The organism is Myxococcus sp. MH1, assembly GCF_059738865.1.
The window spans coordinates 5,013,062-5,031,299 of record NZ_AP026947.1 but is presented as its reverse complement, the minus strand read 5'-3'; the positions used below and the strand labels follow the sequence as shown (position 1 = coordinate 5,031,299).

Sequence of the window (18,238 nt, the reverse complement as noted above, 5' to 3'; positions counted from 1 at the left end):
GGCGGCGGATGCTAGCCATCGCTAAACTGGCTTGTCAACGAACGGAAGATGACCCGCATACGCATCGGACAGCGCTGGAAACGCGAACCCTCGGCCTCCCCGCTGGATTCCATCGCACTGGAACTGGACGGCGTGGACCTGCTGTCCGGAGCGGTGGAGGAGTCCTTAGCAGAAGTGGTGCCCGCTTTGGTGCGCGCAGTGGCCTCTCTTCGCACGGGGGGCCGGCCCATGGCCCAGGTCTCCCTGGCGGAGGCCCACCTGGAGCTGGTCCTGAGACGGGTGGGCGCCGAGGTGGAGCTGCTCGTGGTGAGCCTGGCCCGCCCCGCCCGGCTGATGCGGCCCCCCGTCAGGGTGGACGCCGAGGAGCTGACCGAGGCCGTGAAGGCCACCGGCGCGCGCTTCCTCGCGGACGTCACCCAGGTGGCGCCCAAGGGTGTCTCCGCCCCCCTCGCCCAGGCGCTGGCGGAGCCGCTCAAGCAGCTCGCGAGGCCTTCGCGGCCCCCGGATGAGGAGCCCGCCCGCCCCTCGGTGAAGCGCGTGGAGCCGCCCGGGACGCCCGGCTTCGGCTTCGAGCTCCGGGACGCCGGCGCCCGGGGGCATCGTTCCGGAGGCAAGCGGAGCCCATCCGGGACGCTGGCCCCCCTGCTGGGCCCAGGCGAGGTATGGCTCGCCCTGCCCGGCAAGCCGGAGGCGTGGAAGGTCCAGGCGCCGCCGTTCCTCACGGTGCTGGAGCTGTCGCGGCAGGCGGTGGAGCTGGCGCGGGCGGTGGAGCTCAAGGAGCCCCGGTTCCAGCTGGAGCCCGCGGGCACCCGCTCCCCGCTGCTGCTCGACCTGGAGGCCGGCAAGGCGCGGGTGGGCCGCGCGGGCGTGCCCTTCCCGCTCACCGGCATGCAGCTCGCGGCGAGCCTCTTCCACCTGGGCGAGGCGCTCGCGGCCACCTTCGCGGAGGAGGACCGGACGCAGGTGGGCAACCCCTACCTGGTGGAGCTGGCGGAGCGCTGCCGGGAGGGCCTCTCCCATCTGCGCGGCCCCGTGGAGCCCCCCGAGCAGTCCGGCGCGGCGAGGGAGAAGCGCACCCGGACGACGGAGAGCGCCTCCAAGCCGCTCAAGGTCCCCGGCCGGCTGAGGCGACTGCGCTTCGAGCGGCTGTGGGAGCAGCGCGGACTCGAGGACACGGAGGAGTCGCGGCTGCTGCTCGGACGTCACGGGCCGGTGTGCTGCTCGCCTCAAGCCGCGGTGGCCTTCTCGCGCAAGGACGGGTCTCGGCTGTGGCGCCGCGCCGCGGCGCTGGGCGTGGCGGCCTCGGCGGACGGCCACGCGGTGGCGGCGGACCTCTCCCGCGTGTACGGCTTCACGGGCCGGGGCGCGGGGGCGCGCTGGCTGCATGACCACGACGGCATCCCCCTGGGGCCGCTGCTCCTGCGCAAGGACGGGCTCTTGCTCACGCTGTCCGAGGACCGCACCGTGGTGGCCTTCGCGGAGGCCACCGGGCGCGAGGTGTGGCGGCTGGCCCCTCCGCGCACGCAGCGAAGCTGGCTGACGACGCAGGGCCACCGCGCCCTCGTCACCACGGACTCCGGCTATGTCTACGGGCTCGACCTGGAGGATGGACAGGTGCGCTACCGGATGCGCGCGCCCCTGCCCTTCCACGGCGCTCCGGTGCCGTGGGGTCGTCGGTTCCTCGCGCTGCTCGGTCGGGGTTCGCACTGGGCGCTGCTGCTCGCGGACGCGCACACGGGCGAGGCGGCGTGGACGCACGAGCCGGACCTCACCCACCCGTCGGCGCCGCTGCCGGTGGGCTCGCGCGTCTTCATCGCCGGGGAGCGCGAGCGCGAAGGCATGCTCTTGTGCCTGGACGCCAAGGGCCAGCGCGTGTGGGAGCGGCCGCTGAACCTGGGGCCGGGGCCGTACGCGCTCTCGCCCCTGCCTCGCGCCGTGGTGGTGACCAGCGCCTCGGGGGCCGCGGCGCGCGTGGCCTCGTCGGGCACCGTGGACTGGCGCGTGGGCGCCGCGGGGGAGCCGCTCATCGGCGCACTGCCGGCACGCACCGCGCGCGGGGTGACGCTGGTGCCGGGTGAGCGGGTGCGCGCGGTGGACCCTCGAGGAGGCCAGGTGCTGGCCGAGGTGCGCGCGGGGGCGGGGCTCGTCGCGCTCCAGGCCGACGTGCGCCTCAACCTCTACTTCCTGGACGACACCGGCGCGCTGTCCGCGTACCGGCTGGGCTCCCACTTCACCGTGGTGGAGTGAGGGCGAACACCCGCTTCGCCCTCCCCCACCCGACACACCGCTAGTTCGCGGCGGCCTTCTTCGCCGGGTCGATCTCCTCCTCGGGACGCTCCTCCTGCGTGGCGCCCTCCCACGTCTCACCCGCGCCCAGCTTCCACTCCGAGGGCACGTCCAGCTTCCACACGTACGTGGCCGTGGCGTCCCCGCCCGAGGGCGAGCGCGACGAGACGGTGATGGTCATGTCCAGCTTCGCCACCTCGTTGGGCATCAGGTCCAGGTCGTAGTGGCCCAGCACCAGCTGCGGCGGGAACTCCGCGATGAAGCGCTCCGGGTGGTCGATCTTCATCGACGGATCCCCACCGCGCATCTCGCCCAGGAGCTTCCCCTTCGCGTCGGTGAGCTTCCACACCGTGTCGAACGTGGCGCTGGTCAGCATCTTGAGGACCTTGCCCTCGTCCTTGAGCTGCCGCTGCGCGCCCCACAGCGCGAGCTGCAGCCGGATCTGCGGCTTGCCCATCACCATGATGGTGTCCGAGGACACCACGTCCAGGCGCATGCCCTTGTCCGTCGCCGTCCACACCGGGCGGTAGCGACCCTCGCGCAGGCTGTCGAACACCTTGCGCGTGTAGTCGTAGAACGCCTTGCGGTCCCCGGCGCGCTCGTCCTTCTCCGCCCGCTTCTCCAGCTCCTGGAGATAGCCGTCGAAGTTCTTGTTCCCGTTGAACGCCTTCAGGTGGTCATCCACCTGCTCGAAGTACGTCTTGAAGAACGGCTTGAGCTCCTCGCGATAGGCGTTCTCGTCCGGATTGACCCGGAGCCAGGCCACGCGCTCCAGATAGTCCGCGCGGATGCGCTGGACGTCTGCCTCGCGCTGCGCCTCCTTGGTGCGGGCACTGGCGCTGCGGTAGCTCATGATGGCGCCCAGCAGCACACCAGCGACGAGGACAATGACTCCGAAATAGCGCTTCAAGCGGCAGTCTCCTGTGCGGTGGAGCAGGCAGTGATATGAAAATTCCCCAACGTGATCCAGGCCACCGGCACCCACCTGTTCACCTCCCTGCTCCCTCTGGAGGAAGGCGAGCTGCTGCGCAACCCCCAGGTGGCGTGGGAGGCGTACGGAGAACCGTGCGACGGCAAAGCGGTGGTGCTGCTGCACGACCTGTCGCATTCGCACCGGGCGGTGGGGCCGGCGGAGGACTCCGCGTATCAGCCGTCGGGTTGGGCGCGTGAGCTGGTGGGGCCGGGGCTGCCGTTGGACCCGGACATCATGCCGGTCATCGTCCCGGGGCTCTTGGGCAGTCCGTTCGGCAGCACGTCGAACGCGTCGATGGACCGGGAGACGGGCGAGCGACTGGGTCTGAGCCTGCCTCCCCTCACGGTGCTCGACATGGCGCGCGGGGTGTCCGCGCTGCTGCGAGCCCGGGGGCTGAACCACGTGCGCGCGCTGGTGGGCGTGGGCCTGGGCGCGCAGGTGGCGCTGCGGCTGGCGGCGCTGTTCCCGGAGCTGTCCGACTCGGTGGTGGCCATCGGCTCGGCGCGCGCGCTGCCGGAGGGCGTGCGCGAGAAGCTGGGCCTGGCGTGGCAGCTGTTGCGCGCGGACCCGGACTTCCGCGAGGGCCTCTATGAGCCGGACGCGCAGCCTCGCAAGACGATGCGGCGGCTGAGGCTGGACTTCCAGAAGCTGCTGTACGGCCGCGAGTACCTGTCTCAGCGCTTCGCCGACGCCGAGGCGGCGAGGCTCGCGCTGGACGCGGAGGCGGACGCCTTCTCCGAGTCGTTCGACGCGTCGTCATGGGCGACGCTGTGCTCGGCCTACTCGGGCTGTGACGTAGCGGACTGCTTCGCGCAGATCCGGGCGCGGGTGCTGCTGGTGGCGGGGAGCTCGGACGTGCTCGCGCCGGTGAACCGGGTGCGGGACACCTACCACCTGCTGTCCGCCGCGGGCGTGAGCGCCCGGCTGGTGGAGCTGCCCGGCCCGGGGGACCATGGCGCGCTCCTGACGGAGACCGAGCGCCTGCGCGCGCCACTCGGAGACTTCCTGCGGCGCGTGGGCTGAGGCGCTGGGGCTACTCGCGAGGCTGCGGAGCGGAGAGCTTCCCGCGCAGCGCGCCCACCAGCATGCTGATGGCGATCTCGTTGTTGCCGCCGTGCGGGATGATGATGTCCGCGAAGTGCTTGGACGGCTCGACGAAGCCCATGTGCATGGGGCGCACGTGGCGCAGGTACTGGCTGACGACGTGGTCGAAGTCGCGGCCGCGGTCCTTGATGTCGCGGGTGAGGCGACGAAGGATGCGCAGGTCATCATCCGCGTCGACGTAGATCTTCACGTCCATCAGCTCGCGCACTTCCTTCATGTGCAGGACGAGGATGCCCTCGATGAGGATGATGTCCCCCGGGTCGACGCCCATGGTGCGGGGCTGACGCGACGAGGTGACGAAGTCGTAGACGGGCTTCTGGATGGGCCGCCCGGCCTTCAACTCCCGGAGGTGGCTCACCAGCAACTCGGTGTCGAACGCGTCGGGATGGTCGAAGTTCACCTCCCGGCGGTCCGCGATGGGGAGGTCCTTCAGGTCCCGGTAGTACGAGTCCTGATCGATGAAGGCCACGCGGCAGTCGGCAAGCGCCTCACGAACCTTTCGGGCGACGGTGGTCTTGCCGGACGCGGTGCCACCCGCGATGCCGATAACGAGGGGTGACGACGTCATTGCGGCGCGACCTACCCTACCGGACGCACAGGCGCAAGGGTTCGGTCCAACCCGGAAGCATCCCCCAGGCGGATCATCCGGTGATTCAGCCCCTCCGCCAGCACCTCCGGGGGCACCGACTCCACCGGCACGGGCCTGGAGCCCAGCTCCCGGAGCAGCACGGCCAGCCCTCGTGACACGCCCGACACCTCGAATCCCGGGGCCTTGCGTCGCACGGCGAAGCTCCAGGGGGTCCCCCCCGGCCGCCGAGCCACCTGCGCCAGCGCCTCCAGCCCGGACAGCTCCAGCGCCCCACATGCCCACGCACGGGCGGTGAGGTGGCGCCGGACGGCGCGCGCGGCGAAGACGAGCTCGGACAGGTCCACGGGGAAGCTGCCGGGCCGGACGTCCTCCGCGAGCCCCACCTGGCCGGGGCCCGGAGCCGGGGCGGCCTTGAGGAAGGTGGTGGGCGCGAGCATCTCCAGGCTCAGCGCGGCGGAGGCGCCCTCGTCGGGCTGCTCCCGGAGCCGACGCATCGCCCAGGCGGAGAAGACCTGCGGCAGCGAGCGCCCTCCCCCGCCGAAGAGGTTGCGGTACTCGCGCGAGCGGGTGAAGTCGAGCAGCGCCTCGCGCGTGCCAGCCAGGAGCAGGCGCGTCAGCGGCCAGTCCTTGTCCAGCGCCTCGGCGACCACCGCGAGGCGGAAGTCCTGGTCGGCGGCGGTGCCCTCCGGGTCCTCGCTCGCGTCCGGGGCCGACACGCCGTGGCCCGCGTCGAACAGCTCCCACGGACGGCTGTCGCCAGAGAGCGCCGGAGGCGCGCTCACATCCGGCGCGCGAAGGGTCAACGGCTCGCGAGGGCCCTGGGGGATGAGCGTGCGCAGCCGCCGCAGGGACAGCCGGGCCACCTCCGGGGGATGGCCGTCGCCCTCGAAGGTGACGGCGCGCAGGGACGGACAACGCGGTAGCAAGGACTCCAACAGCTTGAACAGCTCCTCGCGCACCGGCTGCGTGTGGTCGTCGACGTAGAACCGACGCGAGCCCCGGCGCGTCACCACACCGCCCGCGAGGTGGATCTCCACGACCTGCTCCAGCGGGAAGCCGTCCAGGCCCGCCTCGAGCGGCAGCCCGGCGGAGAGCTGGTGGCTGAACAGGTGGCCCAGGTCCAGGAGCAGCGGCAGCCCCGTGCGCTGGTGCAGCTTCGCGAGGAAGTCGAGCGCGTGCAGCTCGCCTCGGCGCGCCAGCACCGCGGGGTTCTCCAGCACGAGCGGCATGGAGAGGTGTGACTGGACATGGAGCGCGTGCGCGGCGCAGTCCGCGAGCCCGGCCTCGTTGAACGGGGGCGTGATGTAGAGGTAGCCGGGGAACGGCTGGCCCTGCACGTGCCACCACCCCACGTCATTGCCCACCCACGGGCTGCCCACGGCGCGCGCGTGCGCGTCCAGGGCCTTCAGCGTGGCGGCGGGCTCCAGCTCCGGCCCCCACAGGTTGAGGTGCACGGGGTGGAAGAGCACGGGCACGTCGGCGCGGCGGCGCCACATCTCCGGAAACAGCGAGGCCTGGGCACGCGCCTCCTCCAGGTCCAACGGAGCGCTGTACTCGACGAAGTCGAAGAGCCCCGGCGACGCGTCCAACAGCCGGTACGGCTGCGGCACATCCGCGGTGCTCAGGTTGCTGCTCAGCCCCAGACCCCGCCAGGGCAACGTCCATGCGTCCGAAACGGCCTGCGTCATGCGGCGCAACCTAGTCCACCGCTCGCGTCTGTTGTGCTCGGAGTTGCGGGCGACCGGGCGAGCCCGCGTGAGGCCCGCACACCCTCCGTGGGCATTTGAAAAACAACATCGAGCGGCCCCTCGGTGATTCATCGTGATGACAACCCAGCGCCGGGTTCACAGACATCGAACATGGCCCGTGTCGACGAATCAGACAGCCTTGAAGTCAACCTGCCCTCCATTCTCGAGCGCATCCATCCGGAGCGAGCGTTGCACGGAGACGAAGCGCGTCCCCGCTTCGACGAGTCCGCGCAAGACGTGCTCCACGCCAGGAAGGCCAGCGCGGACTCGCCCTTCGCGGACCAGGGCCCGCCTGCGAGGCACCGCGGAGGGAGCGCCGTCGAAGGCAGACCTGGCCTGGAGGGTGAGCGTCCATGGCGAGGACGGCCTCGTCCGGGAGGTCCTCCAACGCGCGCGAGCAGGCGCCAACCAGGGCCGGAGCACCAAGTCCTCGGAGGTCTCCGGCTGCACGCATCCGCTGTGGCAGCAGACGATGAACGAACAGGGCCTGAGAGGCACAGCGAGCTACCCCACGTTCGCCGTGGCGGTGCTCGGCGGACTCAGCACGGGGGAGTTCGGGGACTGGCGGCAGGACTACCTGGCCACCCTCATCTATGGCTTCTACGTCGAATACAACATGGACATGTCGGGCGGCGAGCACCACAGCAGGCCTCCGACCACAGGCATGCCATCTGGCGCTGTGAGCAACACGCCAGGAAGGTCCTCCGCGAGGAGGCTGGCGAATACTTCGACCGAACTACACGGCGGACCTGAGCTGGGGATGGATGACACCAGCGCGAGGCCTCGGGTGAATCCGCGGAACCTTTTCCACGGACCGCTGTCGGAGCACTGGCGAATCCAGGAACAGGGAGGCAGTGAATGAGGCGGAACCTCAAGGCCGTCACGGGTGTCGTGTGTGCGCTCGCGTTGAGCGGAGTGGTGTTCTCGTGCCGGTCATCGGACGTGGACACGAAGAACCTGGCCCCTCGTGACGCGCACGCGGGACAGATGGCCTCCAAGTCCCCCCCTTCCCAGGCAGACACGGCCCTGGCGCCAGCCGCCGGGACCACGAGCCCTGATGCCCCCTCCCCCGTCGCCGCTCTCGAAAAACCTGCCCCCGCACCGAGCGCGGCGCCCCCGCCCTCCGGGAACTCCGCGCGCCTGCGCTCCGCGATGGGCAACATGTTCGGAGCGGCCGGCGCGGCCCATGGCCAGGGCGGACTGGGGGTCAAGGGCAGCGGCTCCGGTGGCGGTGGCGTCGCGATACTGGGTGGCAAGAGCAGCGGCATCACGGGTATCGGCACCATGGGTCGCGGCAGCGGACGCCTCGCGGGCTCGTCCCGAGGTCCTGCTGCCGACGCCACTTCCAGCCAGGAGGGCTACCGCGACCACGGCGTGAATCCCTTCGTCTCCACGGAGAAGGACCGCCTCTCCACGTTCGCGGCGGATGTCGACACGGCCTCGTACACGCTGGCACGGCGCAAGCTCAAGGAAGGCACCCTGCCGCCGCGTGAAGCCGTGCGCGTGGAGGAGATGCTCAACTACTTCCGCTACACGTACCCCGCGCCCGCACCGGACGAGGGCCCCTTCGCCGTGCACCTCGACGCCGCGCCCTCCCCCTTCACGCCCGGACGACACCTGCTGCGCGTCGGCGTGCAGGGCAAGCGCCTGAGCGTCTCCGAGCGCAAGCCCTCGCACCTCACCTTCCTCGTGGACGTCTCCGGGTCGATGCAGTCCCCGGACCGCCTGCCGCTCGCGAAGCGCGCCCTGCGGATGCTCGTGGACCAGCTCCGCGACGGCGACACCGTGGCGCTCGTCACCTACGCGAGCGCGGTGCGCCGCGTCCTGCCGCCCACGGGCATGGAGCACAAGGCCCGCATCCACGCCGCCATCGAGGACCTGACCGCGGGCGGGAGCACCGCGATGGGCTCCGGCATCCAGCTGGCCTACCAGGAGGCGATGAAGACGCTGGATGGCGAGTCGGTGTCGCGCGTCGTCATCCTGTCCGACGGCGACGCCAACGTGGGGAGCACCTCCCACGAGGAGATCCTGAAGACCATCCGAGGCCACGTGAAGGAAGGCATCACCGTCACCACGGTGGGCTTCGGGATGGGCAACTACCAGGACACGATGATGGAGCAGCTCGCGGACCAGGGGAACGGAAACCACCACTACGTGGACTCGCTGATGGCCGCGCGGCGCATCTTCGTGGAGCAGCTCGGAGGCACGCTGGAGGTCATCGCGAAGGACGTGAAGCTCCAGGTGGAGTTCGACCCCAAGCAGGTGTCCCGCTATCGCCTCGTCGGCTACGAGAACCGCGACATCGCGGACGAGGACTTCCGCGATGACCGCGTGGACGCGGGAGAGCTGGGCTCGGGCCACTCCGTCACCGCGCTGTACGAGCTGGAGCTCATGCCCGGCGCGGGCGAGGGTCTGGCCACGGTGCGCGTGCGCGCCAAGCGCCCTCGTGGAGAGAGTGCCTCCGAGCGCGCCTTCCCCTTCCCCGCCAGCGCGCTCTCCCCCACGTTCAAGCAGGCCCCTTCGGACCTGCGCTTCGCGACCGCGGTGATGGGCGCGGCGGAGCTGTTGCGACGCAGCCCCCACGCGGAGAAATGGAGCCTGGACCAGGTGCGGGAGATCGCGCGCTCCGCGACGCCCTCGGGCAACGAGGAGCGTGAGGAGTTCCTCGCGCTGCTGGGCGAGGCGCATCACCTGCTGCGCGACGTGGCCGCGCGTTGAGTCAGGAACAGAGGGCACCGGGGGCACCGCGCCTCCAGGCGGAGCACCTGGGGTACAATCGATCCTTCACCCCTCGCCCCTGGAGCCCTCCATGCACTCCGCGACGCAGGCAGAGATCGACGAGTCCCATGCGCAATTCCGAGGCGCCTGGCGGAAGATGGCCCTGGGCGGCAGAGCGGGCGAGGTGGTGGAGCGCCCCGAGGTCTTCATCGCGTCGAGCCATGTCTCCTGGGCGATGATGAACGCGGCCTTCCTGCGCGCGCCCGCCACGACGGAGCAGGCCCTCTCCGCCGCCGTCGCGTCCGCGGCGCGCTACTTTTCCACGGGCCGCCACCCGTGGACGTTCCTCATCTCCGACGACTGGCTCGCGCCCCAGGTGCGCGAGCGCGCCGGGTCCATCCTCGCCTGGTACAAGCTGCGCCCGCTCACCACCGTCACCGGCATGGTGTGCGAGCGGCTCTCGGAGCCCGTGCGCGCCCTGCCCTCGCTCGACGTGCGCCCCGTGAAGGACACCTGGGGACGCCAGGCCGTGGCCGACATCAACTCGCTCGCCTACGACGTGAGCCGCGAGTCGGGGCGCGAGGCCCTGGACGCGGAGGCCCTGTACGACGAGGAGATCCGAGGCTTCGTGGCCTGCCGCGAGGGCGCTCCCGCGAGCAGCACCGTGGTGCTCCGGGTGGACGGCCTCGCGTACATCGCGCTCGTCGCCACGTCCCCCGGCCACCGGCGGCTCGGCGCCGCGGAGCTCGTCATGAGGCACGCGCTGCGCGAGGCTCGCGACACGTGGGGCATCGAGCGCTCCGTGCTCCACGCCACCGACGCCGGCGCGCCCGTGTATCAACGCATGGGCTATCGCCCCGTGACGCGCTTCCGAATGTACGAGGCCCCCGCGCCCGGGAGCACCTGACACGCACGCGGCTCCCGCCACGAGGACGTCCTCACCCCTCCCTCGCGAACGAGGGCTCTGCACGAAATCCCACCCTGGAGGGCACGAAGGACCCATGGGCCCGAGGCCTCATCATTCTCGCGGTACCAATCCAGCAATGCGCGACAGCCTCGCGAAGAAACGTGACCTCACGAGAACACGGGCACCATTTTCTGCCGGGCCTGAAAGCGCGCGGCCATCCAGGGATGAGAGAGCGAGAGGCGGTGGCGGAAGCGCTGACCCAGGCTCGTGAAACCGCGTGGCTGTGGCAGACTTGGTCTCCAGGGGGATCGCCGGAGACAAGAGGCGCCGCAGCACACGGGAGTCCGCGAATGGCGACGTGGAATGACCTCATCCTGGCCACACCTCGACAGGTGAACGGCAGGCATCAGGAAGAGGGACCGGTGGCGCTGCAGGAGGCGCTGCTTGGGACGGAGGGAGAGCAGCTGGTCCTGCTGGGCCATCTGCATCGGGAGCCGCACCTGCTGCGCGAGGGCGCATTCCACGCCGGGCGCGCGCACCTGGAGGCCTCCACCCGGCCCTCGTGTACGCGCGACGAGCGGCTGGAGCAGATCAGGGCCGCGGGCCACCGCTTCACGGAGGCGCTGGGCGCCGAGCGCGACACGGCCCGCGTCTCGCTCATCTCCCTGCACCTGGGCCTGTGCCGGTTGCTGCTGGGCAGCCCGAAGGACGCGCGCGAGTGGCTGGGGATGGCGAACCAGTCCGCGGTGGAGACGCTCAAGGACATCCTCACCGAAGCGACGGGCGAGCAGGGCTTCACCCGCAACCGGCTGCTCGGGGGGATGCTCAACTTCGTGATGTTCTTCACCAGCTCCGCCACGCTCGGCGCGGGCTACCTGGTGTGGGATCGCGTGATGAGCAAGCGCTCGGACAAGGTGCTGCGGCGCGCGCTCGCGAGGATGGAGCCGCTGGCGGGCTACATCGACGCCCTGCGGGAGATGCGCCTGCGCCTGGGTGAGCCCGCCTCCAGCGTGCCGCGCTACGTGGTGACGCACACCGTGGATGACAGCCAGTGCCTGTCGCGCATCACCATCCGCACGCTGGTGGGCGAAGGCGAGGCCGTGGACTTCAACGGCCGGGAGACCCGCCGCGTGTCGAGGACCGGCTCGGAGCGCACCACCCCGCTCATCCGCTGAAGGCATGCGCGGGGGCAGCGGCGGAATCCCCTGCCCCCGTGAAGCCGCTCAACCGCGGACGCCCGGAGTCACGGCGCGGGCGTGGAGACGACGCACAGCTTCACCGAGCCGGAGCGGACGCCGCCGCGGCTGTCCCGAGCCGTCATGGTGACACTGCAGTTGTTGCACGCGCCGGACGGCACTTCCGTCGGCGTGAAGTTCGAGGACTGCCCGGTCGGCGTGCTGAACGTGCCGGGGCAGGACGCGGTCCACTGGTAGGTCACCGCATCGCGCTCCTGGTCGAACACGTTCGCGATGACGGCCGTGCTCTGTCCGAGCACCACCCGGCCCTCGCTCGCGTGCACGTAGAGCACCAGCGGCGGCCTGTTGAAGCTCACGTGGACCTCCGCGCTCCCGCCCGGGGGAGGCGGCGCTCCGACGACCTCCACCGTGAGGCGCGCGGTGCTGACGCCATTGCGCTGGTCGCGCACCGTCAGCGTGAGCGTCACCGTCTGCGGCGACGTCGGCGCCGTCCACGTGGGGTTGGCCACCGTGGTGCTGCTCAGCTGCCCCGCCGTGGCGCCCCACGAGTACGACAGCAGGTCGTTCGGCACCGGGTCATGCGCCGTGGCGCCCAGCGTGAGCTGCTCCCCGACCACCACCGTGCTCGACGACACCGACACCGAGTCGATGATGGGCACGTCGTTGTCGTCGTGATGGCCGAACGTCATGTCATGCAGCGTGACGGCCACCAGCGCCGTCTCGCCCCCGACGATGGTGACGCCCGTCGCCTGGCCCTGGTACTCGAGCCCGTTGTTCGCCGCGAAGGCCGACACCGTGAGCGTCCTGTCGGTGCCCGCGGGAATCCCGGCGATGGTGCCTCCCCAGACCGATCCCGTCTTCACCAGGTCCTGCTGGATGTCCGCGAAGTCCGCGCCGGAGACGACCACCTGGATGCGGACGACGCTCGCCTCCGTCGCCGCCGCCTCCTGGTCGCCAATCACCAACTGCACGGCCCCCGACTGCGAACCGGAGCCACAGCCCACCACCATCGCCAGCAGGAAGCCGACGACGCAGACACTCTTCGCCATGCGCATGGATGTTCCCCTTCTCGCACGCAGACGCGAATCGCCTGGCCGTGCGCGGAGCCCCAGCCTGCAACAATGACAGACACGCCGGAAGTGGAATCAGACACAATCACAACCGGGGCCAGGTCGACACCCGTGCGCAAATCATGCGCGTCGGTTTTGGACCGCCCACCCGGCCCACGCCCCAGGGAGGGATGGGTCATTCCGGATGCCTCGGCACCTCCCCCGCGTCACGAGACGATGTTTCACGGACCCGACAACTCCCAGGGAAAGAAGGAGTGAACAGACATACAGGGAGTTCACGAGAACCCACCCTCGTGATAGAGACGCGCGCCGAACCAATCACCAGGGAGTCTCTTCATGACCTCGGCTGTCCGAAAGCTCTGCGCCCTCGCGCTGTTCCTCGCGTCCTCGTCGTCCTTCGCCATCGAGCACTGGGCGGATGGCCGCGCGTCGCTCCACTCCTGTCTGTACGCCAGCTCCTACGAGGCGGAGATCCGGATGTCGTACCGGAACCTCTCGCTGCCGTGGGGCACGTCGGTGGAGCTCATCCACGGCTGGGGCGGGCTGGACAACTGGGTCGCGTTCGACTGGGACAACACGCAGACGGTCGCCGCGCCCGCCTCCGCGCCGTGGACCTGGACGGTGACGGTGCGCAGCTTCATCTCCCACCGCACGTCCCCCAAGTGGTACGACAGCTTCAACTTCGTCTGGAAGGTCACCCTGCCCGGCGGCAGCGTGTTCTACGAGAAGGGCAACGGCTCCACCTACGGCTTCTACTCGGCCAACCTGGGTGACATCGCCGAGCGGCCCTGCACCAACAACTCCAGCTTCTCCGGCCCCCCGTTCGCGCTGACCATCACCTCCATCGAGCGGTGGTAGTCCCGCGCCACGTCCTCCGGGCAGGGCTGCTCCTCGGAGCCCCTGCCCCGCTGTACCTCCAGTCCTCCGCGAGGTGTCGACGAGCCACCGCGCACGCGCTCCCCGGATTGAATGCGAGGCACGGAAGGCTCTAGACAGGTGGGATGCTCGATTCCCCTGGAAGGCTCCGTACCAGCTCGCGCTCCGTGTTCCGCGCGAAGAGCTGGGTGCTGCTCGCGCTTCTCGCCCTCGTCGCTCCGGCGTGTGACGACTCGGACGACCCCTCACCCGCGACGCCCATCGGCGAGGCGCGCGGACGCGCCACCGGCGAGGCCGTCACCGTCGAAGGCCACGTCACCGTCCCGCCTGGCGCCTTCAGCTCAGCGCTCGGAGATCAGGGCTTCGCGGTGCAGGACGACACCGGCGGCGTCTACGTCAAGCTGGAGGAGAAGCTGTCGCTCGCCGTGGGCGCCCGCGTTCGCGTCACCGGGACGCTCGACGAGCAGAACCAGCTCCGCATCCTGAAGGCCGTGCCCGCGGACGTGTCGACGCGAAGTGGAACCCAGACACCCACCCCGAAGAACATCGGCACCGGCTCCGTCAAGGAGCCCGTCGAAGGCCAGCTCATCCGCGTCACCGGCGCCGTGACCAAGACCTTCGAGGATGACTCGCCCTACGGGTACAAGCTCTACATCGACGATGGGTCCGGAGAGGTCCAGGTGTTCGTCCACGCCTCCGCCGGCTTCAACCCGGACACGCTGCGAGCCCTGCCCCTCGGCCAGAGCATCACCGTCGTGGGGCTCGCCGCCCAGTACGAGACGACCTACGAGGTCGCCCCCCGGGAACCCGCCGACCTGAGCATCCCCTGAGCCGGAGCGTCACACCTCTCCTGACACCGGGAGTCCGGGGTATTTCAGGTTTTCCGGAGAAGGAACGTCAGACCCCTCCGCCATAGTGCATGGAGGAGGGAGACGGTGACGGCTCAAACGTTGTTGGTGTTCGTTCCGGTGGTGTTGATGCTCGCGGCGGCGGTGGCCATCCGTCGCCCGCGACGGCGCTCGCGGCGACTGAAGGTTCGCGAAGCCCACTGACAGGCTGAGCCGGGGCGCAGGCAGCCGCCCCGGCTCGAACCGGACGAGCCCCTCCCCCGAGGTCGCTCGTCCTTCCGTCAATCAGGTGGCGCTGACTTCCCCCGAAGCCAGACGACCGCATTCCTTGGGGTTATCGGTCCTGCCCGCACCGGGTTGCGTCCGACCCGAATAAAAAATGGAAAGGTGACTGTACGCCCAGGTCCGGGCGTGTCGGAGGTAGACTCCACGCCCTCCCCAACCCGAGTGCCGCGTGGCTGAACGTCCCACCGTCCTGGTCGTCGATGATGATCCGCACCTGCGGGACATCGTCCGTTTCGCGCTGGAGCAAGGCGGCTTCCGCGTGGAGGAGGCCGCGGAGGGGCGAGCGGCGCTGGCCCACGTCCAGCGCTCGCCCCCCGCGCTCATCGTCCTGGACATCATGATGCCGGAGATGGACGGGCTCACGGTGTGCCGCGAGGTGCGGCGCACGCACGAACTGCCCATCGTCTTCCTCTCCTCGCGGGACGACGAGGTGGACCGCATCCTCGGCCTGGAGCTGGGCGGCGACGACTACCTCACCAAGCCCTTCAGCCCGCGTGAGCTGGTGGCGCGCGTGAAGGCGGTGCTGCGCCGCGCGCGGCCCGCGCCCGAGAACCCGGCCTCCGCGGCGTCGAAGCCGTTGATGCGCGGCCCCTTGAAGCTGGACGAGGAGCGCTTCCGTGCCTGGTGGGGCGAGCACGAGGTGGTGCTCACCGTGACGGAGTTCCACCTGCTCGCGGCGCTGTTGCGCGTGCCGGGCAAGGTCTTCACCCGGGACGAGGTCATGACGCGCGTCTACGACGACGGCGTGGTGAGTGACCGGACCATCGACAGCCACGTGCGTCGGGTGCGGCAGAAGTTCGCCGGCGTCGGCGGCGAAGTCATCGAGACGGTGCATGGCCTCGGCTATCGGCTCGCCATCCCGTAGCCGCCGCCCCCAGCCCCGGCTGTGGATGGTCTTCGCGGCCGTGGGGCTCGCCGGCTTCGTGCTCACGCTGGGTGGGCTCGCCTTCGTGCGCGTCTACGACAACCAGCTCATCCGCCAGACGGAGATGGAGCTGCTCACGCAGGGCGCGGTGGTGGTGGAGCTCTATCGCGCCACGCTGGCAGAGCGCGTCGGCGAGGGCGACTATGGACGGGCTCGCACGGCGAAGTGGCCCTTCCCCATCCCCGATGACAAGCGGCTGCGGCCCATCCTCCCCTCGCTCAAGGCCTCGGACGAGCCGCTCCCCGCGGACGAGGAGCCGCCGCGCGCGCTCGTGCCCGGCGAGCCGTGGGCCCTGGAGACGGGCCTGAAGCTCAACCCGCTCCTGGAGAACGTGCGTGCCGCCACGCTCGCGGGCATCCGCGTGGTCGACACCAGCGGCGTGGTGGTGGCCAGCAGCAGCCCGGCCGTGCTGGGCACGACGCTGGCCGACCGACCCGAGGTGCAGCAGGCCCTGCGAGGAGAGCCCGCGAGCGTGCTGCGCCGTCGTCACTCCGAGGCCGAGGACACACCCCTGGCCTCGCTCAGTCGAGACACCGGCATCCGCGTCTCGGTGGCGCTGCCCGTCCTTCAAGGCGAGCGCGTCTGGGGCGTGGTGGTGCTGGCGCGCACGCCGATGACCTTCGCCAAGGCCACGTACGCGGACCGCTGGAACCTGACGGCCACGGGCCTGGTGCTGCTCGGCGCGCTCGGGTTGATGTCGCTGGCCGCCGCCGCGCTGCTGGGCCGCCCGGTGCGGGCCCTGGTGAAGCAGACGCGCGCCATCGCCGCCAGCGCACCGGAGGGCTACGAGCCTTTGGCCCGTCCCGTCGTCGCGGAGCTGGCCGAGCTGTCCGAGTCGCTCGCCGGCATGGCCACCGCGCTCAGGGACCGCAACCAGTACATCCGCTCCTTCGCGGCCAACGTCTCGCACGAGTTCAAGACGCCACTGGCCTCCATCCAGGGCGCGGTGGAGCTGTTGCGCGACAGCGCGGACGCGATGACACCCGAGCAGCGCACGCGCTTCCTCTCCAACATCGACGCCGACGCGCGCCGGCTCACGCGGCTGGTGCAACGCCTGCTGGAGCTGGCCCGCGCCGACTCCATCACCGCCACGCCCGCCCAGGTGGAGCTGGCCCCGCTGCTCAAGGCCGTCACCGCGAGGGCCCACGCGGAGGGACTGGAGCGCGTGGACGTGGGCCCCGTTCCCGAGGGCCTCACCGTGGCCCTGCCCTCCGAGGTGATGGAGGACGTGCTCTGGCAGCTCGTCACCAACGCCCGCCAGCACGGCGGCGAGGACGTGCGCGTGTCGCTCGCCGTGGAGACGCAGGCGGACGGCGTCGTGCGCGTCGTGGTGCGGGACGACGGGAGAGGCATCTCCGAGTCGAACCGCGCCCGCATCTTCGACGCCTTCTTCACCACGGCGCGCGAGCGCGGAGGCACGGGCCTGGGTCTCACCATCTCCCAGTCCATGCTGCGCGCGTTCGGCTCCACCCTGGAACTCCTGCCCGCGAGCCCGGAGACGAAGGGCTCCGCCTTCGCCGTCGCCGTGCATCAGCGGAAGTAGCTGTTGGAGATGTCCACCGAGTAGCCCAGCTCAAGCGTGGGCGAGGACGCGGCCACCAGGTATTGACGGAAGTGCAGCACCTTGCCCGGCAACGTCGCGCCCTGGCTCGTGCCCTCGGCCGCCTCGAACTGCTCCAGGCTGCCGCCCTCTCGGCGATAGTTGAACACCGCGGGGAAGTGCGCGCGGGCCCGCAGCTCCGCCACCGGCCACGAGACGCGCGGCAGCGCCAGCTTCAACCGACCGGACAGGTGGAACACGCCCAGCTCCCGCGTCATCACCACCTCGAGCGCACCCGACGTCTCGCCCAGTCGCGCGGGCGCCACCTTCAGCCGCAGCACCCCATCCGTCACCGCCTCCACGGGCACGGGGATGGCGTTGAGCGTGACGCGCTCCAATGCGTGCCCTTCCGGGATGCTCAGCTCCAGCGCCTGCTCACGGTCCAGGCTCAACGTGTAGCCGACGCGCAGCGTGGCGCGGCCTTCCAGCGTGGACACCCACGTCGCGGTGGCCTCGGGGATGCGCGGCTCCAGCGGAGGACGCACCTGCGGCTTCGTTGCCTGCGCAACCTGGGACGCCGCCTTCCAGCCGACCCGCAGCGCGCCCTGCACCGGATAGAGCACGTAGCCCTCACCCGAGGACGACAGCGATTCCAGCAGCGTGAAGACGGACGTGTCCGCCTCCAGCTCCAGCGGCACCGGCGAGGCATGAGAGCCAAAGCGAAGCTGCGCGCGACGCTCCGGCCCCGTGCCCGACGAGCGCACGGTGAGGCTCACGTCGAAGCTCTGACGCCCCGCCTTGCGCGTGAGCAGACACAGGAAGCCATCCACCACGCCCACCGTGGCGCCCTCCAGCGTGGGCAGGGCCGTGGGGTACGTGTCCGCGTCGAGTTGCAGCAAGCGCACCTGCGTCCAGCGTCCATCCGCGAGCACCTCCACCTCGAAGCTCGCCTCCACTTGCAGCGCATCCGCGGACAACCGTCCGCTCAGCTCGGTCTTCACCAGCGCCTCGGTGGGGGGCGCGGGAGGTGGTGTCTGTCGCTGCGAATACAGCGGGATGAGCTGCTCCAGCGGCACGGTGGCGGTGCCGGCGGGAGCCGGAGTGGACTCGGGCGCGCCCAGGGCCTCGGGAGCGAGCAGCAGGATTCCGACGACGAGGGAAAAGGTCCGCATG

General features: G+C 70.7%; 15 protein-coding genes. 10 read left to right on the top strand and 5 right to left on the bottom strand.

What is annotated here, in order from left to right; genetic code table 11:
* Nucleotides 1–48 precede the first annotated feature (48 nt).
* Nucleotides 49–2,247: an outer membrane protein assembly factor BamB family protein gene (locus AC6JA9_RS20015; RefSeq protein WP_497960442.1), complete on the top strand. Its 2,199-nt coding sequence runs from the start codon at nt 49–51 to the stop codon at nt 2,245–2,247.
* A gap of 40 nt (nt 2,248–2,287) precedes the next feature.
* Here AC6JA9_RS20015 and AC6JA9_RS20010 read toward each other — a convergent pair whose 3' ends face one another.
* The gene (locus AC6JA9_RS20010; RefSeq protein ID WP_223784396.1) at nt 2,288–3,196 is read right to left on the bottom strand and encodes a hypothetical protein; all 909 of its coding nucleotides are present in this window, start codon (nt 3,194–3,196) and stop codon (nt 2,288–2,290) included.
* Nucleotides 3,197–3,247: 51 nt separating this feature from the next.
* Between AC6JA9_RS20010 and AC6JA9_RS20005 the strand changes: the two genes are divergently transcribed.
* Nucleotides 3,248–4,282: a homoserine O-acetyltransferase family protein gene (locus tag AC6JA9_RS20005; RefSeq protein ID WP_223784395.1), complete on the top strand. Its 1,035-nt coding sequence runs from the start codon at nt 3,248–3,250 to the stop codon at nt 4,280–4,282.
* 10 nt (nt 4,283–4,292) lie between these two features.
* Here AC6JA9_RS20005 and udk read toward each other — a convergent pair whose 3' ends face one another.
* Nucleotides 4,293–4,931, bottom strand: coding sequence for a uridine kinase (udk, locus tag AC6JA9_RS20000; RefSeq protein ID WP_074956956.1), 639 nt, complete (start codon nt 4,929–4,931; stop codon nt 4,293–4,295).
* 11 nt (nt 4,932–4,942) lie between these two features.
* Complete coding sequence (locus tag AC6JA9_RS19995; RefSeq protein WP_497960441.1) at nt 4,943–6,640, bottom strand: MbnB/TglH/ChrH family RiPP precursor modification enzyme; 1,698 nt, start codon at nt 6,638–6,640, stop codon at nt 4,943–4,945.
* 403 nt (nt 6,641–7,043) lie between these two features.
* Between AC6JA9_RS19995 and AC6JA9_RS19990 the strand changes: the two genes are divergently transcribed.
* From AC6JA9_RS19990 to AC6JA9_RS19975, 4 genes are all read left to right on the top strand, one after another.
* The gene (locus tag AC6JA9_RS19990; RefSeq protein ID WP_408890560.1) at nt 7,044–7,562 is read left to right on the top strand and encodes a hypothetical protein; all 519 of its coding nucleotides are present in this window, start codon (nt 7,044–7,046) and stop codon (nt 7,560–7,562) included.
* 299 nt (nt 7,563–7,861) lie between these two features.
* Nucleotides 7,862–9,418, top strand: coding sequence for a vWA domain-containing protein (locus AC6JA9_RS19985; RefSeq protein ID WP_473565618.1), 1,557 nt, complete (start codon nt 7,862–7,864; stop codon nt 9,416–9,418).
* Between the two features lie 91 nt (nt 9,419–9,509).
* Nucleotides 9,510–10,325, top strand: a complete 816-nt coding sequence (locus tag AC6JA9_RS19980) for a GNAT family N-acetyltransferase (protein WP_473565620.1) — start codon at nt 9,510–9,512, stop codon at nt 10,323–10,325.
* A gap of 350 nt (nt 10,326–10,675) precedes the next feature.
* Nucleotides 10,676–11,500, top strand: coding sequence for a hypothetical protein (locus AC6JA9_RS19975; protein WP_223749989.1), 825 nt, complete (start codon nt 10,676–10,678; stop codon nt 11,498–11,500).
* Between the two features lie 68 nt (nt 11,501–11,568).
* Here the strand turns inward: AC6JA9_RS19975 and AC6JA9_RS19970 are convergent, their stop codons facing one another.
* Entirely contained in the window at nt 11,569–12,576 is a 1,008-nt protein-coding gene (locus AC6JA9_RS19970) for a hypothetical protein (protein WP_223749990.1), read from the bottom strand.
* Nucleotides 12,577–12,927: 351 nt separating this feature from the next.
* On the opposite strand from AC6JA9_RS19970, the gene AC6JA9_RS19965 reads away from it, so the two are divergent.
* The 4 genes from AC6JA9_RS19965 to AC6JA9_RS19950 all read left to right on the top strand — a co-directional run bounded on the left by AC6JA9_RS19965 (nt 12,928) and on the right by AC6JA9_RS19950 (nt 17,068).
* Complete coding sequence (locus AC6JA9_RS19965) at nt 12,928–13,449, top strand: hypothetical protein (RefSeq protein WP_254042880.1); 522 nt, start codon at nt 12,928–12,930, stop codon at nt 13,447–13,449.
* Between the two features lie 143 nt (nt 13,450–13,592).
* Entirely contained in the window at nt 13,593–14,297 is a 705-nt protein-coding gene (locus AC6JA9_RS19960; RefSeq protein WP_223749991.1) for a DNA-binding protein, read from the top strand.
* Nucleotides 14,298–14,769: 472 nt separating this feature from the next.
* Nucleotides 14,770–15,465, top strand: a complete 696-nt coding sequence (locus AC6JA9_RS19955) for a response regulator transcription factor (RefSeq protein WP_141329011.1) — start codon at nt 14,770–14,772, stop codon at nt 15,463–15,465.
* Nucleotides 15,434–17,068 carry a sensor histidine kinase gene (locus AC6JA9_RS19950; protein ID WP_223784390.1) on the top strand — a complete coding sequence of 545 codons (1,635 nt, stop codon included), beginning with the start codon at nt 15,434–15,436 and terminating at the stop codon, nt 17,066–17,068. The genes AC6JA9_RS19955 and AC6JA9_RS19950 overlap by 32 nt, the downstream gene beginning before the upstream one ends.
* On the opposite strand, the gene AC6JA9_RS19945 is transcribed toward AC6JA9_RS19950, so the two are convergent.
* Nucleotides 17,056–18,237 (bottom strand): hypothetical protein, encoded by a 1,182-nt coding sequence (locus AC6JA9_RS19945; RefSeq protein WP_473565623.1) that lies wholly within the window; start codon nt 18,235–18,237, stop codon nt 17,056–17,058. The genes AC6JA9_RS19950 and AC6JA9_RS19945 overlap by 13 nt on opposite strands.
* Between the last annotated feature and the right edge of the window lies 1 nt (nt 18,238).